Origin of the sequence: Gordonia neofelifaecis NRRL B-59395 (assembly GCF_000192435.1) — a bacterium.
GTDB lineage: Bacteria > Actinomycetota > Actinomycetes > Mycobacteriales > Mycobacteriaceae > Gordonia > Gordonia neofelifaecis.
In genome coordinates, this window is sequence record NZ_AEUD01000005.1 from 105,190 (window position 1) to 120,418 (window position 15,229).

Sequence of the window (15,229 nt, forward strand, 5' to 3'; positions counted from 1 at the left end):
CCCTGGGAGGCTCACGACATGACTGATCACACGGACCGCGACGCAGACGAGAACACCGCGGAGCGAAGGCTTTTCGCCGACGACGGGCAACGCACCGAGCGCGGCTACGAGGTCTCGGTGCCGGTGCGCTGGTCGGACATGGACGTCTTCCAGCACATCAATCACGCCCGGATGGTCACGCTCCTCGAGGAGGCGCGGATCCCGTGGCTGTTCTACGACGACAAGCCGACGGCCCAGATGCGCAAGGGCTGCCTCGTCGCCGACCTGCATGTGAAGTACCAGGGCCAGATCCGGCACGACGAGTCGCCGATCCGGGTGACGATGTTCGTCGAGAAGCTGCGCGCCGTCGACTTCACCGTCGGCTACGAGGTGCGGCCGTACGGTGCCGATCCCGACTCGAAGCCCGCGGTGGTCGCGAGCACGCAGCTGGTCTCGTTCGACATCGACACGCAGCGCCCGCGCCGGATCCCGCCTGCGGAGAAGGCGTATCTGCAGCAGTTCCTCCGCGAGCCGGTGACCAGGTGACCGGCCCGGTCGACGACCGCGTCCTGACGCCGCATGGTCCGGCCGATCGCACAGACGTCACCGCCTTCCTGGAACGTGCACGGCGCGTGGATGATTCGGGTGTTCTTCGGGCGCAGCAGCGAACCGACGGTCGAGTGGGCCTGTGGATCCGGACCGGCTTCGACATCCTCGCCACCCGGTCGGTGTTCGGCGCGGTGACACCGTCCGACGTCGTCTGCGACATCGCGGCGATGAGCGCGTCGGTGGCCGGTGACGGACCGGTGTCGCTCGGATTCGCCCTCCCCGGGGCCTGGCAGGGGGCGCTGCCACCCGCCGACGGCTTCGATCATCTCGACGACGTGCCCGCCCGCGAGCTGGTGGAACTGGCACGGAAGGGGGCAGACGTCGCGCGTACGGATTCCGGAGCCCTGGGACCGGCGTCGTCGCTGCTGGATCAAACGGTCATCGAGGTCCGCGGTCACGGACGCGACGGAGAGGGGAGCGACGTCGCGAAGGTGTCGATGCGCGCGGTCTTCGCGCTCACCGCGATGGGTTTCGTCCGCGACGCCGCGGGCCACGAGATCACCGCGGACTCGCCGATCGACCGGATCGCCGCGAGCGAACCGGTCCGCGTGCGGGTGTCGTCGAGCTGGGTGCGCGTCGACGCCCGCTTCGGATCGGTGTACCAGCGGCGGTCGGTGCTGAACCTCGCCGTCAGGTGAGCGACGACCGACCGCCTACACCAGCCAGGCGGTCGCGCCGGGAACCAGCAGCCCGGCCTCCAGCGGCGTGCTCACCAGCAGGATCCGGCCCGGGGGCAGCGGAACCGGGTGCGGGGAGGCGTTGAGCGCGCAGATCAGTCCACCGGGCCGGCGGAACGCGATGCAGCCCTCCGGCGCCCCGTACCACTCGACGGTGTCGCCGGAGAACTCCAGCCGCGCGTACCGCAGCTCGATCGCCTGCCGGTACAGCGAGAGCATCGAGTAGATGTCCTCGAGCTGGGACTCCACGGTCAGCGACGACCACTCGGCCGGGATCGGCAGCCACGTGTCGGTCTCGGTGCTGAAGCCGAACGGCGGCTCGGTGCCCTCCCACGGAAGCGGCACGCGGCACCCGTCGCGGCCGCGGTCGGTGTGCCCGGAGTTCTCCCACACCGGGTCGACGAGCGCGTCGTCGGGGAGGTCGACGTTCGGCAGCCCGAGTTCGGAACCGTTGTAGATGAACGCGGTGCCCGGCAGTGCGAGTTCGACCATGATCATCGCCCGTGCGCGAGCCGTGCCGATGGCCAGCAGCTCGTCGTCGGACAGGCCCTCGGCGTCGTCGCCGGTCGGCATGTACCGCGTGACCTCTCGTGGCACATCGTGATTCGACAGCGTCCACGTGGGTACCGCACCGACCGACTCGGTGGCGGCGAGCGACTCGGTGATCGCCTCGCGGATCTGGTCGGCGTCGAAGTCGACGGTCGCGAGTCGGAAGTTGAAGCCCAGATGCAGTTCGTCCGGACGGACGTACTTGGCGAACGCCTGGCTCGACTCCACCCAGATCTCGCCGACGTTGAAGGTGCCCGGGTACTCGTCCATCACCGACCGGATCGCCCGGTGGATGTCGTGCACGCCGTCGTTGTTGAAGCGCGGATCGTCGTCGGTGTGGTGCAGCACCTCCGCCGGATGCTCCAGGTCCGGCAGACCCGGAGGCTTGGCCATGCCATGGGCGACGTCGATCCGGAAGCCGTCGACGCCGCGGTCGAGCCAGAACCGCATGGTGGTCTGCAGATCGGCCAGAACCTCCGGGTTGTCCCAGTTGAGATCGGGCTGCTCCGGTGCGAACAGATGCAGATACCACTGACCCGGCTCGCCGTCCGCGTCGTTGATCCGCGTCCACGCGGGGCCGCCGAAGACACTGGTCCAGTTGTTCGGCGGCGCAGAGCCGTCGTCCCCGCGACCGTCGGCGAAGATGTATCGATCGCGCTCCGGGCTGCCCGGTGCGGCGCCGAGCGCGCTGGAGAACCAGGGGTGCTGGTCGCTGGTGTGATTGGGCACCAGGTCCATCGTGACGCGGATGTCGCGGTCGTGCGCCTGGCGGATCAGTTCGTCGAAGGTCGCGAGATCACCGAACAGCGGATCGATCGCCCGCGGGTCGGACACGTCGTATCCGTGGTCGGCCATCGGGGAGCGCATGATCGGCGACAGCCAGATCGCGTCGACGCCCAGCAGTTCCAGATACCCGAGCTTGTCGATCAGTCCGGCGAGGTCGCCGACGCCGTCGCCGGACAGATCCGAGAACGATCGCGGATAGACCTGGTAGACGACCGCGGATCGCCACCACTGCGCCGCGTCGGTCGCCGGGACGTTGGCCTTGCTGCTCTGCTCACTCACCGTCTTCTGTTCCCTCACCGTCGTTCTCGGATACCGCGTTTGTTCCTGCCGCCCGGTTCAGAACGGGCTGTTGACGAGCGTGTCGGCCGCCATCGTCATGTAGTCGGTCAGCGATCTGCGGTGGTCGTCGTCCAGAACATCCGGTTCGATCGATTCGATGGCGATGTGCATGCACCGTAACCACGCGTCTCGCTCGATCGGTCCGATCTTGTAGGGGACGTGACGCATTCGCAATCGCGGATGGCCGCGCTCGTCGCCGTAGGTGTGCGGGCCGCCCCAGTACTGCTCCAGGAACATGCGCAGACGCCGCTCGGCGGGGCCGAGGTCCTCCTCGGGGTACATCGGTCGCAGGATCTCGTCGCGCGCGACTTCCTCGTAGAACCGCGCGGTGATGCGACGGAAGGTCTCGTGACCGCCGACTTCCTCGTAGAACGTGCTCACGAGCACCATTGTCCACTATCGCCTCCGGGACATCTACGACGATAAATTGAGTCAGACGATCTGCACACGGCAGGTCTGCGCGCTTAGCTCCGAGCGCAAGTCGAAAGGGTGGGGTGTGGATTCTCTTCTAGTCCCCGTCGGTATGACCGTTGTGGTGCTGTGTGTGATCGCAGTGCTGCTCTGTGTCGTCTCGATGGCGTTCTCGTTTGGCATGAAGCGGCCGAAGATCAACGAGTACACGCTCGATCAGCCGTGGGAGAACGGTCCCACCCTGTTCAGTGCGACCGAGATCGAGCCGATGGCGCTGAGCCGGCATTTCGAGCCGGGCGATGTCGAGGGAGGTTCGGCAAGTGGCAAGTGGTGAAGTGACTCAGAACAGCACGGCCGTCGCCCCGGCGAGCAGCCTGCCGGTCGGCACCGTGGTCACCAGCAGTGGCCGCATCTCGGCGGCTCTGTTCCCCGGCGACGGCTTCGACACGCCGCCGTTCAGCCGCGACGACCTGATCATGCTCGACGACGCCCTGAGCCAGGCCAGCGAGGTGGCCCTCGTGCGCTTCTCGGTGTACATCGGTGAGCTCGGCTCCGACGTGGTGGCCGGTGCACGCGAGATCCTGGCGCAGGCGCCGGAGCCGGCACATGCCGCGCTCATCGCCGTCTCCCCGAACTCGAAGGACGTCGCCGTCGTCTCCGGTGCGCAGGTCGCCGGACGCGTCAACGACCGCGTCGCCGAGCTCGGTGTCTCCGCGGCGCTGTCGTCGTTCAAGCGCGGCGATCTGATCGACGGACTGGTCTCCGCCCTGCGCGTGATGGCCACCGCCGTCGACCGTCCCTGAGCTGACTCGACGAAGCGGGCCCCACCGGACGCCGGTGGGGCCCTCTTCGCGTTTCCGACGTATTTGTATCCGTATTTGTTTCTCGACGCATCGGCGTAGTCCGACGGAATCCGCGGTGTCCGGGACACCGCGTCGATCACCGGATCACGCGGATGTCTGGCCTGTGGATGACGGTTGGAACCGATCCCGGATTCGCTGCGTCCAATCGGTATGTGGGGAATCGACGAGCATGGGCTGATCTGGCGCGACCGCGCGCTCGCGTCAGGGGCGACCGAGGCGGAGATCGCGAAGGCCGTTCGCGGCGGACTGATCACGGTGGTGGGACGGGGCGTCTATGCGCCGAGTCAGTCCCACCGGGACACTCCTGGTGAGAGTTCCCGTGAGCATTATCGACTGCGATCGACGGCGGTGGCGAAGGAGTTGGTTCGGGCCGACGACGGTCGTGCGCTCAGTCATCAGTCGGCGGCGGCCGTGCTCGGTCTCGAGTTGCTGGCACCGGACACGACGGCGGTCCATCTCGTCAACGGCCGGGCGGGCGGCGGCAACGTCTTCGCCCATCGTGTGGTCCATCCCGGCAGACTCGAGGAGGACGACGTCGTCGTGGTGGCGGGCCTGCGAGTCACTTCCCCGGCTCGCACCGCGGTGGACGTCGCGCTCAGCCTCACCGACTTCTCGCAGATTCTGGCGGTGTTCGACAGCGCGCTCCGTGCCGGTGTACCTCGGGAGGATCTGGAACGGCGGCTGGCGGCACCTCGGCGCGGCGTTGCTCGGGCGCGCTATGCGCTGACATTGGCCGACGGCCGCTCCGACAACCCGGGCGAATCATGGGGGCGCGCACAGATGATCGAGGGCGGGGTGCCGATTCCGGCCCTGCAGACGGAGTATCGTCTCGGCAGCGGTCGGCTCGCGATCTGCGACTACGACTGGGACGGGCAGGTCGTCGGAGAGTTCGACGGGTTCGGCAAGTACCGGAGGAGTTCGCTGCGGCCGGGGGAGGAACCGGCCGACGCGGTGTTCCGTGAGAAAGTCCGCGAGGACGGACTGCGTGACCTGGACCTCGGTGTGGTCCGCTGGACCTGGGAGGTGCTGCGCCGAAGGCGTCTCGTCGCGTACCTGGCGGAACGACTGCCGCGCTTCGGAATCAACTGGTGATCCGCGTAGTCCGATCGAATCCGCGGTGTCCCGGACACCGCGTCGTTCGTCGGACTACGCGGATCAGCCTGAAGCCGATCAGCCTCAAGCCGATCAGCTCGCGGGGGCGAAGGTTCGGGCGCGATCTCCCCGCTCCCACAGCAGATCGTCGCCGACTCGGGTGGCTTCGGCGGCCAGCGTTCGCTTGACGATCTTGTTCGTCGCGGTCGCCGGGAGCTCGGCCGCGATCCGGACGTACCGGGGCCACGCCTTCGGGGACAGATCCGGCTGGGCGGCGAGGAACTCCTCGAACTCGGTGGGCGTGAGCTCCGCGTCGTCGCGGAGCACGACAGCCGCCATCACCTGATCTCCGACGGCGTCCGGATCGGGAACGCCGTACACCGCGACGCGGCTGATCTGGTCCAACCGGATCAAGATGCGCTCGATCGGCCCGGCCGCGAGGTTCTCGCCGTCGACGCGCATCCAGTCCGAGGTGCGCCCGGCGAGGTAGATCCAGCCGTCGGCGTCGACGTAGGCGAGGTCGCCCGACCAGAACATGCCGTCGCGCATGCGCTCGGCGTCCGCCTCGGGATTGTTGTAGTAGCCGGTGAAGAACCCCGGCCCGGTGGTGTTCACCAGCTCGCCGATCGCCTCGGCGGCGTTGGCGAGGGCGCCGGTCTCGTCGAAGACCGCGGTGGCGCATTCGACGCCGGTGGCCGCGTCGTACACCGCGACACCGGGCAGACCCCGTCCGATGGATCCCCGCGGAGTGTCGGCCTCGCGGGTGATGATGACCGCGTTCTCGGTGGAACCGAAGGCGTCGACGACGACTGTGTCGAACCGGCGCGAGAACTCGTCGATGTCGCGGTCCGAGGCCTCGTTGCCGAAACAGATCCGGAGCGAGTTGTCTGCGTCGTCCGGCCGTTCCGGGGTCGCGAGAATGTACGCGAGCGGCTTCCCGACGTAGTTCATGTATGTGATGCCGAAGGCACGGAGGTCGTCGGCGAACCGGGACGCCGAGAACTTCACCGGAACCATGGTGCCGCCGGTCACCAGGGCGGGGGAGAAACAGGCGGCGATCGCGTTCGAGTGGAACAACGGCATCGACATGTAGAAGACCTCGGCCGGGGTGAGGCCGAATCGCTCGACCAGGTTCTGGCCCGCGAAGACGACCATCAGATGGGAGACGAGGACGGCCTTGGGATCGCCGCTGGTGCCCGAGGTGAAGATCATCATGAACGGGTCCTGGATGTCGACCGTCCGAACCGGGACGAGGGGACTCGCGGCGGCGATCTTCCCCGTCCATTCCGGCGTGCCCAGTTCGATCACCGTGACATCCGGCAGGTCGACGTCGTCGATCAGGTGCCGGTTGGCGGCGTCGACGAGAAGGAGCTGTACGTCCGACCGCGCGACGTCACCGGCGAGCGCCTCGCCGCGCCGGGTGTTGTTGACCCCGACGAGGACGTATCCGCCCAGGCCGGCCGCAGCGAGAGCCACGAGCATCTCCGGCGAGTTGTCGCAGAGGACGGCGACGTGCGGTGGACGGTCGGGGTCGAGTTCGGCGATGACCGCGGAGGCGTGCGCCGTCGCGCGGCCGACGTACTCGGGCCACGACCAATCGACGAGCCGGCCCCCGGTGTCGCGGTGTCGGACGGCGACACCGGGGGATTCTGCGCGTGATTGAAGCAGTGATTGAACCGTTTCCATTCGCGCAGTGTGACACACGTATCAGTCGGGCGAGGAGCTATCGAGAACTCGGGCACGCAGAGCGCGGGCAGCCGAGTCCCGCCCTTCGCCGACCAGACGCGCGAGTGCGGCCGGACGGTCTCCGGCCAGGAAGGCGTCGGCCTTCGCGAGAGCCTCTGCGCTGACGTCCCACGACGGGTAGAGCCCGATCACGACCGTCTGCGCCACCTCACTGGTCCGGCGCTCCCACAGGTCCGCGACCTCGTCGAAGTAGCGCTGCGTGTAGTCGGCGAGCAACGCCCCGTGGCCCGGTCGGACCAGTCCTTCGACGATCGACCGCACGGTGACGTTCGCGATGCTGTCGTCGTCGAACGCCCGCGCCCAGCCGGTCGCCTTCGCCTCGGCCGTCGGGCGCGCGGCGCGGGCCGCCTCGGCATGCCGGGCGCCCGCCGCGGTGTTGTCGCGCTGGGCTTCGGCGTCGATGACGTCGGCGCCGATCGTGCCGTGGGTCGCGAGTGCCTTCACCAGCTTCCAGCGGAGCTCCGCGTCGACGACGAGGCCGCCGAGCCCGTGCTCCGCGGGGTCGGCGCCGTCGAGAAGCGAGCGGAGCAGCGGCTGCTGGTCGTCGCCGGTGACACCGGCGAGCAGGGCGCTGACGAAGGCCAGCTGGTGATCGGAGCCGGACTCGGCGGCGCGCGCCAGCTCCAGCAGACGAGAGCTGAAGGCGGGCCACCCGGTGGCCGACGCCCACGCCGGATCCGCGTAGGCCTCGAGTGCGGTGACCGCCTGGAGCAGGACGCGCTGCACCACGCCCACTTCGCTCTCCGCCGCGATGCCGTCGTTCACCAATGCGACGAAGTCCCGGGCGCTCATCTCCGCCTGCCGGGTCATCTCCCAGGCCGCCGACCAGATCAGGGTCCGCGGCATCGGGTCGGCGATGTCCCCGAGACGTGCGGTCGCCGTCGCCAGCGATTCCGGGTCCAGACGGACCGAGGCGTAGGTGAGGTCGTCGTCGTTGAGCAGCACGAGGTCGCCGCGATCGACGCCGATCAGATCGGGCACCTCGGTGCGGGCGCCTTCGACGTCCAGTTCGACGACGTGATCCCGCACGAGCTTGCCGCCGGCATCGGCGTAGACGCCGATCCGCATGCGGTGGACTCGGGTCTCGCCGGCACCCGGTGCGGCGCCTTCCTGGATCACGGCGAAGGACGTGAATGCGCCGTCCTCACCGACGGTGAACTCGGGCCGCATCACATTGATGCCGGTGGTCTTGAGCCACTGCGCGCCCCAGTCCGACAGATCGCGGCCCGAGGCCCGCTCGAGGGCCCCGAGCAGGTCGGCGAAGGTGGCGTTGCCGAAGCGATGCTCGGCGAAGTACTCGCGCAGACCGGTGAGGAACGGATCGAGGCCGACGTAGGCGACCAACTGCTTGAGCACCGAAGCGCCCTTGGCGTAGGTGATGCCGTCGAAATTGACCTCGACCGCCGCGATGTCGGGGATGTCCGCGGCGATCGGGTGCGTCGACGGCAGCTGGTCCTGACGGTAGGCCCAGGACTTCTCGACGTTCGCGAAGGTGGTCCAGGCGTTCGTGTACTCGGTCGCCTCGACCTGCGACAGGACGGACGCGAAAGTCGCGAACGACTCGTTGAGCCAGAGGTCGTCCCACCACTGCATCGTGACGAGGTCGCCGAACCACATGTGCGCCATCTCGTGCAGGACGGTCTCGGCGCGGCGCTCGTAGAGATAGCGGGTCACGCGCGACCGGAAGACGTAGTCCTCGAGGAAGGTCACCGCACCGGCGTTCTCCATCGCGCCCGCGTTGAACTCGGGCACGAACAATTGGTCGTACTTGCCGAACGCGTACGGCACGCCGAAGGTCCGGTGGTAGAACGAGAAGCCCTGCTTGGTCTCGGCGAACAGGCGGTCGGCGTCCATGTGCTCGGCGAGCGACGCCCTGCAGTAGAGGCCGAGCGGAATGTCGCCGTGCTCGTCGGAGTAGGTGTCGGTCCACACCGCGTACGGCCCGGCGATCAGGGCGACGAGATAGGTGCTGAAGCGTTCGGTGGTCGTGAACCGGTGGACGGCGGCGCCGCCGTCCACCACTGCCGGATCGCCGTCGGGCGTGCCGTTGGAGATCACCTTCCAGTCGGCGGGCGCGGTCACGGTGACCGAGTAGGTCGCCTTCAGATCGGGCTGATCGAAGCAGGCGAACATCCGCTTGGCATCGGCGGTCTCGAACTGCGAGTACAGGTAGACGTTGCCGTCGGCGGGGTCGGCGAATCGGTGCAGCCCCTCGCCGGTGTTCGAGTACGCGCACTCCGCGACCACTTCGAGTGTGTTCTGCTCGGCGAGGGCGGGGAGCCGCAGGCCCACCGACTCGTCGAAGTCGTTGACGTCGAGGGCGACGCCGTTGAGGGTCGCGGAGACGAGGTTCGGAGCGACGAGGTCGATGAACGTCGTCGCGCCCTCGGTCGCCGAGAAGGTGACGACGGTCGTCGACCCGAATCGCTCGGTGCCCGGAGCCCCCGAGCCGTCGGTGAGATCGAGGTCGATCCGGTAGTTGTCGACGGAGAGGATGGCGGCGCGCTGCCGCGCCTGGTCACGTGTCAGATTTGGTGCGCTCACCGTGTCAACACTAGTGGCGCGGTTGTCGTTGCGCCGCCGGGTCGCTACGCGGCCGCGGTGGTTGAATGGGGTCATGGCTGACAACATTGCGCCGAACGCATCAGGCGACTCCATCGATCGCGTCGACTTCTGGTTCGACCCGCTGTGCCCGTGGTGCTGGATCACCTCGCGCTGGATCCTCGAAGCCGAGCAGGTCCGGCCGATCGACGTGAACTTCCACATCATGAGTCTCGCGGTCCTGAACGAGAACAAGGACGTCCCCGAGGGCTACCGCGAGTTCCTGTCCACCGCGTGGGCCCCGGTCCGCGTGCTCGCCGCGGCCGCCGCCCGTCACGGCGACGAGGTGCTGCCGAAGCTGTACACCGAACTCGGCACCCGGTTCCACAACGAGGGGAACAAGGACTTCGCCGTGGTGATCCCGGCGGCGCTGGAGGCGGCCGGGCTCGAAACCGATCTGGCCGCAGCCGCCGAGTCGACCGAGTTCGACGGCGCGATCCGTGTGAGCCATCACGCAGGCATGGACAAGGTCGGCGACGACGTCGGCACCCCGACGATCCACGTCAACGGCGTCGCGTTCTTCGGCCCGGTCCTCTCGCGCATCCCGCGCGGCGAGGACGCCGGCCGTGTATGGGACGGCACCGTCGCGCTCGCGTCGTACCCGCACTTCTTCGAGCTGAAGCGGACCCGGAACGAAGACCCGGCCTTCGACTGAGCCGAAGCGGGCACCACCTCAGTAGAGGCGGGTCTGCTCCAGCTGGTTCGGCAGGGTGCCCGGCGCGATGGCGGCGGGCGGCGCGGGCGGCGGCACCGGTGTCACGTTGCCGCTGCCCGACCCCCGGACGAACCGGCGCGGTCGCAACAGGATGGCGCCCGCTCGCGTGCGGTCGCGCAGCGCGGCCGCACGCCAGGTGAGCACCGGGTGCGACGACATCGCGTTCGCAAGGGTGACGAAGAAGCCCCGCTCGTGCACGGCGCGGTCCGCGAACTGGTCGAAGTCCACCGCACTCAACAGGTACTTGCCGCCGGACAGCAGGCCGATCATCGGATGCGCACCGTCGGGCCGGGTGTAGTAGCCGTAGTTGTCCGCCGTGTACTCCTGCGACCGCGACAGCAGCGAGCCGAGGAGCGGGACGCCCATGATCAGACTGCTGAACAATTGTCGCCAGTAGGAGACGTGACCGGCGGCGATGTGTCCGACCTCGTGGCCGATCACGAACTCCAGTGCCTCGGGGCTCCGCGCGCGACCGCCGACTTCGAACAGGTCGGAGTACACCACGACATACCGGCGGAAGCCGTGGCCGGACGCGAAGGCGTTGATCGTGCCGTTGCCGTTCATCACGTAGCCGTCGGGCACGTACTCCATGCCGTATCTGGCGGCCGCCTCCACCAGCATGCGGTAACCGTCCGGGAACTGCGTCGGACTCAGCTGTATGGCGTTGACCCGCATGTTCGCGTAGGTGAGACCGCGACCGAAGAACACCAGCAGCGGCAGCGCCAGTGCGACGAGCAGCCACTGCGACACGCCTGCCAGCGTCACCAACAGCACCACGACGGCGTAGCCCACCACGGCGAGCAGCACACCGAACACCAGCACCGGGATCTCCCACGGATGGCGTCGCGGTGCGCCCGCGTAGGCGGCGGGCGGTCGCCAGAGCGCACCGGGTCCGGGAATGTCGGCGGGCGGCTCGACGATTCGCGGATCGTCGACGCCGGGGACTGAGGGAATGGGCCCGTGGGTATCCACGTCCACCAATCTACTGGTGCCCCTCTAGACTGACGCCATGCGGATTTATCTCGGTGCAGACCACGCGGGCTTCGAACTCAAGAACCAGATCTCGGAACATCTCACGGCGGGCGGCCACGAGGTCGTCGACTGCGGCGCACACGAGTACGACGCGCTCGACGACTACCCGGCGTTCTGCATCGCGGCGGCGCAGCGCACGGTCGCCGATCCCGGGAGCCTCGGCATCGTGCTCGGCGGCAGCGGCAACGGCGAGCAGATCGCCGCGAACAAGGTTCCGGGTGCTCGGTGCGCCCTCGCCTGGAGCGTCGAGACCGCACAGCTCGCGCGCCAGCACAACAACGCGCAGCTGATCGGCATCGGCGGCCGCATGCACTCCAAGGAGGAGGCGCTCGCCATCGTCGACGCCTTCATCTCCACCGCCTGGTCGGACGAGGCGCGTCACCAGCGCCGCATCGACATCCTCGCCGAGTACGAGCGCACCGGCGAGGCACCCGCGCTGCCCGACGCGCAGTAGCCTCCGGTGCCGGAAGGGCATGCGCTGCACCGGCTCGCGCGGCGGCAGCAACGCCTTCTCGGTGGGCAGCGACTCTCCGTCTCCAGTCCTCAGGGCCGCTTCGCACACGAGGCGGCCCTGCTCGACGGCATGGTGTTCCGTCGCGCCGAGGCCTGGGGCAAGCACCTGATCCACCGCTACGACGACGGTCGCCGCGGGAGTGCGGCGACGCGTCGAATCGTGCACATCCACCTCGGTATCTACGGCACCTTCCGCGAGGAGTCGCTGCCGATGCCCGAACCCACGGGCCAGGTCCGCATGCGGTTGATCGGGACCGATCTGGGCGTCGACCTGCGCGGGCCGAATGCGTGCGAGCTGTACACGCGCGACGATCTCGAACGGCTGGTCGCGAGGCTCGGACCGGATCCGCTCCGCGACGACGCGGATCCCGAGGTCGCGTGGAAGGCGATCAGCAGGTCGCGGCGCCCCATCGGCTCGCTGCTGATGGATCAGAAGGTGATCGCCGGGGTCGGCAACATCTATCGGGCCGAGGTGCTGTTCCGCGCCGGCGTGGAACCGCACCGGCCGGGCAGCGCCGTCACGCGGGACGAGTTCGACGAGATGTGGGCCGATCTGCTGCACCTGATGCCGATCGGTGTGCGTCGCGGACACATCCACGTGGTGCGCCCGGAGGACGACAACGGTGCCCCCGCGTACGCCTCCGACCGCCCGCGCACCTACGTCTACCGGCGCGCAGGCGATCCCTGCCGACTGTGCGGAGCCCCGATCGCGTGGGAGGAGATGGAGGGCCGCAATCTCTTCTGGTGTCCGTCCTGCCAGCCGTGAGGGTCCTTGGTCCCGGTCTCGCAGGGAGTCCTCAGGGATTCATCAGACGCGCATCGTGCGGCTCCCAGATTCGTTGCGCATGCTCGAAGACATGAGTGCGACGCAGAAGTTCCGCGTGCTGGTCGTCGGTGGCACCGGCGAGTCGTTCGACGGGGACGCGCGGACCGAGGTCACCGGTCTGCTCCGCGCGGTCACCGACCGTCTCGACGAGCGATTCGACGCTCGGTGGGTGGGCTATCCCGCGAGTTATGGTCCGGCGCCGACCCATCACGGTGTCAGCTATGTCCGCAGCGTCTCGGCCGGAGTCGTCAATCTGTCGTCGGCGATCGCCGAATCCGATCTGCCGGTCATGCTGATCGGCTACTCGCAGGGCGCGGCGGTGATCCGGACGCTGCTGGCCCATCCCGCGAGCTTCCGGTTGCTGAATCGAATCGTCGCCGTCGGTTTCGTCGCCGACCCGAACCAGCCCCGCGGAGCGGTCGACGGATGCAGCGGTTGGGGAGTGGCCGGTCCCGGCGCCGACCTGCCGGATGGTCTGCCCGCGTACTGGGTCGGCGCGTCGTCGGACATGATCTGCAACGCCAGCGACGACTCGCTGATCCGCGACATCGCCGATCTCACCGACTCGCTCTCGCTGGCAGACACCCGCCGCTGGATCGCTGACGCCGTCGCCCGAGTGATGAGCCGACAGATGCAGAACGCCGACGCCACGCGGTTCACGCCTGCTCAATGGCGACGCGACGTCGGGCGGCTGCGCACCGCGGTCCGCGAGGTGCGCGGCTATCTTCCCGCATCGGTCGAGGTGGGGCGGTGGCGGGTGCCGAATCCGCTGGGCGGCAGGCACGTGTCCTATGCGACTGAGCCGTACCGGCGTGCACCGCTGACCGATCCGGACAGCACCGGCTGCGAGACGCTCGCGCACTGGCTGCAACTTCAGGCGACGATGGGCGAACTGAGCCATTCCTGCGAGTCGACCGGCTGCTGAGCTCTCGCTCGGCAGCCGGTGGACACAGACGAGAACCGGGCCCCTCCGAAAGATCGGAGGGGCCCGGTTCTTGGTCTGACGGTGTCAGCGCACGTCGACGACTAGTCGCCGGTGTACTGGCCGCCCACGGTGCCGCGGACGACGATCGGGGTGCCCTCACCGATGGTGTCGTACACCCACTTGCCGTTCTCGGTGCTCACGTTGATGCAGCCGTGGCTGGCGTTCGACACGCCCTGCTGGGCGACCGACCAGGGAGCGGCGTGAATGAAGATGCCGTCCCACGACATACGCGTCGCGTACTCGACGTAGGTGCGGTAACCCTCGGGGGAGTCGACCGGCACACCGTACGTGGAGCTGTCCATGTACATGTCCCGGTACTTCTCCTTGGTGTGGTACACGCCATTCGGAGTCGGGTGCTTGTCGGTGCCCATCGAGATCGGCATCTGCTTGACGAACTCGTGGTTCTTCCACCAGTAGATCTGGTGGTCGCCGTCGACGGCGAGCGCGACCCAGCCGGTGGGCGTCTTGACGTTCGGCTCGGCAGGCACGCCCGGCTTCTCCGGGGTGGTCGTCTGCGGCTGCGGCTTGGGCTTGGGCTTCGGCGTGGGTGCCTGCGGCACGCCGGGAACCGACGGCAGATCAGGAACCTGGACCGGCGGCAGACCCGGAACGACGGTGACCGGAGCGGCATTGGCCACTGCCGGCGCCCCCATCGCCAGCGCGGCCGCACCGGCCGCCACAGCAACGAATCGAGCGGCGCGGCTCATGCCGCGGCTCGAAGACTTGGTGGAAAACACGTGGTCTCTACCTTCATTTCGTGGTCGTGAACTAGCGCTACCCCCGTAAACGCTCGAAAGCATCGTTACATAACCGTTGCACGTGCGCCAACACAAACTGCCTGCCAGGCACCTGAGTGCGAGATGAATCACCAGGTCAGTAACGTGGCGCCAGTCACATTGCATTCTACGCATGCGACGGCGGAGTGTCCTGTTTCGTCCGATTTTCGTGCGCGTGCGGCGTGCTGATCACGACGATCGCCTCTGCCGGGCCGTCGGGCGCGGAGAATACGTGATCGGTGTCGCTCGTCCACGCGTGGCAGTCGCCGCGGTGGACGATCGTCGGTGCGTCGGCGGTGCCGACGGTGAGCGTTCCGGCGACGACGGCCAGCTGTTCTCGTACCCCGGCGCCGTGCGCGGGGGAGACGTGGTGGGCGCCTGCGGGGAATTCGAGGCGGAAGACCTCGACGGTCTCGGCGGGGAGATGGCGGGTCGACAGCAATACCGTGACCATGCCGCCGGCGGCGGTTCCGTGGGTGCCCGGCGTCTCGCCGAGCATGCCGGTCAACGGGACGTCGAGCGGCGCACACAGGGCGTACAGGGTCTCGATGTTCGGGTTGCGGCGCCCGCTCTCGATCTCGGACAAGGTGGCCTTGCCGATGTCGGCCCGACGGGCGAGTTCGGACAGGCTCAATCCGCGGGCGGCGCGCAACTCGCGGAGGCGGTCGCCGATTCCCAAGTCGTTCACGGGTGCCGATGCTACGTGCCGGCCGGCATCGCAGGTGTTCGG

At 68.3% G+C, this 15,229-nt stretch carries 16 protein-coding genes; 9 read left to right on the plus strand and 7 right to left on the minus strand.

Annotation, left to right across the window (positions count from 1 at the left end; translation table 11 throughout):
* Positions 1-18: 18 nt before the first annotated feature.
* Together SCNU_RS07630 and SCNU_RS07635 are read left to right on the plus strand one after the other, a co-directional pair.
* Positions 19-525 carry an acyl-CoA thioesterase gene (locus tag SCNU_RS07630; RefSeq protein WP_009678780.1) on the plus strand — a complete coding sequence of 169 codons (507 nt, stop codon included), beginning with the start codon at positions 19-21 and terminating at the stop codon, positions 523-525.
* The gene (locus SCNU_RS07635; protein WP_009678781.1) at positions 522-1,226 is read left to right on the plus strand and encodes a DUF8185 domain-containing protein; all 705 of its coding nucleotides are present in this window, start codon (positions 522-524) and stop codon (positions 1,224-1,226) included. The genes SCNU_RS07630 and SCNU_RS07635 overlap by 4 nt, the downstream gene beginning before the upstream one ends.
* Positions 1,227-1,241: 15 nt before the next feature.
* Here SCNU_RS07635 and SCNU_RS07640 read toward each other — a convergent pair whose 3' ends face one another.
* Positions 1,242-2,879: a glycoside hydrolase family 13 protein gene (locus SCNU_RS07640; RefSeq protein WP_040517964.1), complete on the minus strand. Its 1,638-nt coding sequence runs from the start codon at positions 2,877-2,879 to the stop codon at positions 1,242-1,244.
* 57 nt (positions 2,880-2,936) lie between these two features.
* A complete protein-coding gene (locus SCNU_RS07645; protein WP_009678783.1) occupies positions 2,937-3,329 on the minus strand; it encodes a globin in 393 nt (130 codons plus the stop codon).
* Positions 3,330-3,435: 106 nt separating this feature from the next.
* Between SCNU_RS07645 and ctaJ the strand changes: the two genes are divergently transcribed.
* The 3 genes from ctaJ to SCNU_RS07660 all read left to right on the plus strand — a co-directional run bounded on the left by ctaJ (position 3,436) and on the right by SCNU_RS07660 (position 5,305).
* Positions 3,436-3,684 (plus strand): aa3-type cytochrome oxidase subunit CtaJ, encoded by a 249-nt coding sequence (gene ctaJ / locus SCNU_RS07650; RefSeq protein WP_139025891.1) that lies wholly within the window; start codon positions 3,436-3,438, stop codon positions 3,682-3,684.
* Position 3,685: 1 nt separating this feature from the next.
* Positions 3,686-4,153: a DUF5130 domain-containing protein gene (locus SCNU_RS07655; protein WP_009678785.1), complete on the plus strand. Its 468-nt coding sequence runs from the start codon at positions 3,686-3,688 to the stop codon at positions 4,151-4,153.
* 210 nt (positions 4,154-4,363) lie between these two features.
* Positions 4,364-5,305 (plus strand): hypothetical protein, encoded by a 942-nt coding sequence (locus SCNU_RS07660; RefSeq protein WP_040517966.1) that lies wholly within the window; start codon positions 4,364-4,366, stop codon positions 5,303-5,305.
* Between the two features lie 93 nt (positions 5,306-5,398).
* On the opposite strand, the gene fadD1 is transcribed toward SCNU_RS07660, so the two are convergent.
* Together fadD1 and pepN are read right to left on the minus strand one after the other, a co-directional pair.
* A complete protein-coding gene (fadD1, locus tag SCNU_RS07665) occupies positions 5,399-6,991 on the minus strand; it encodes a fatty-acid--CoA ligase FadD1 (protein ID WP_009678787.1) in 1,593 nt (530 codons plus the stop codon).
* Between the two features lie 21 nt (positions 6,992-7,012).
* Positions 7,013-9,595 (minus strand): aminopeptidase N, encoded by a 2,583-nt coding sequence (pepN, locus tag SCNU_RS07670; protein WP_009678788.1) that lies wholly within the window; start codon positions 9,593-9,595, stop codon positions 7,013-7,015.
* Positions 9,596-9,668: 73 nt separating this feature from the next.
* Here pepN and SCNU_RS07675 point away from each other — a divergent pair, with 73 nt between their 5' ends.
* Positions 9,669-10,307 (plus strand): mycothiol-dependent nitroreductase Rv2466c family protein, encoded by a 639-nt coding sequence (locus SCNU_RS07675; protein ID WP_009678789.1) that lies wholly within the window; start codon positions 9,669-9,671, stop codon positions 10,305-10,307.
* Positions 10,308-10,325: 18 nt separating this feature from the next.
* Here the strand turns inward: SCNU_RS07675 and SCNU_RS07680 are convergent, their stop codons facing one another.
* Positions 10,326-11,345, minus strand: a complete 1,020-nt coding sequence (locus SCNU_RS07680) for a M48 family metallopeptidase (protein WP_009678790.1) — start codon at positions 11,343-11,345, stop codon at positions 10,326-10,328.
* A gap of 31 nt (positions 11,346-11,376) precedes the next feature.
* Here SCNU_RS07680 and SCNU_RS07685 point away from each other — a divergent pair, with 31 nt between their 5' ends.
* The 3 genes from SCNU_RS07685 (at position 11,377) to SCNU_RS07695 (ending at position 13,663) form a co-directional block, all read left to right on the plus strand.
* Positions 11,377-11,853, plus strand: coding sequence for a ribose-5-phosphate isomerase (locus tag SCNU_RS07685; RefSeq protein WP_009678791.1), 477 nt, complete (start codon positions 11,377-11,379; stop codon positions 11,851-11,853).
* Between the two features lie 6 nt (positions 11,854-11,859).
* Positions 11,860-12,678, plus strand: coding sequence for an Fpg/Nei family DNA glycosylase (locus SCNU_RS07690; protein ID WP_040517969.1), 819 nt, complete (start codon positions 11,860-11,862; stop codon positions 12,676-12,678).
* 79 nt (positions 12,679-12,757) lie between these two features.
* Entirely contained in the window at positions 12,758-13,663 is a 906-nt protein-coding gene (locus SCNU_RS07695) for a PE-PPE domain-containing protein (RefSeq protein ID WP_009678793.1), read from the plus strand.
* Between the two features lie 101 nt (positions 13,664-13,764).
* Here the strand turns inward: SCNU_RS07695 and SCNU_RS07700 are convergent, their stop codons facing one another.
* Positions 13,765-14,430 (minus strand): L,D-transpeptidase, encoded by a 666-nt coding sequence (locus SCNU_RS07700; protein WP_085948492.1) that lies wholly within the window; start codon positions 14,428-14,430, stop codon positions 13,765-13,767.
* Between the two features lie 196 nt (positions 14,431-14,626).
* Positions 14,627-15,187, minus strand: a complete 561-nt coding sequence (locus SCNU_RS07705) for a helix-turn-helix domain-containing protein (protein ID WP_009678795.1) — start codon at positions 15,185-15,187, stop codon at positions 14,627-14,629.
* Positions 15,188-15,229: the final 42 nt, after the last annotated feature.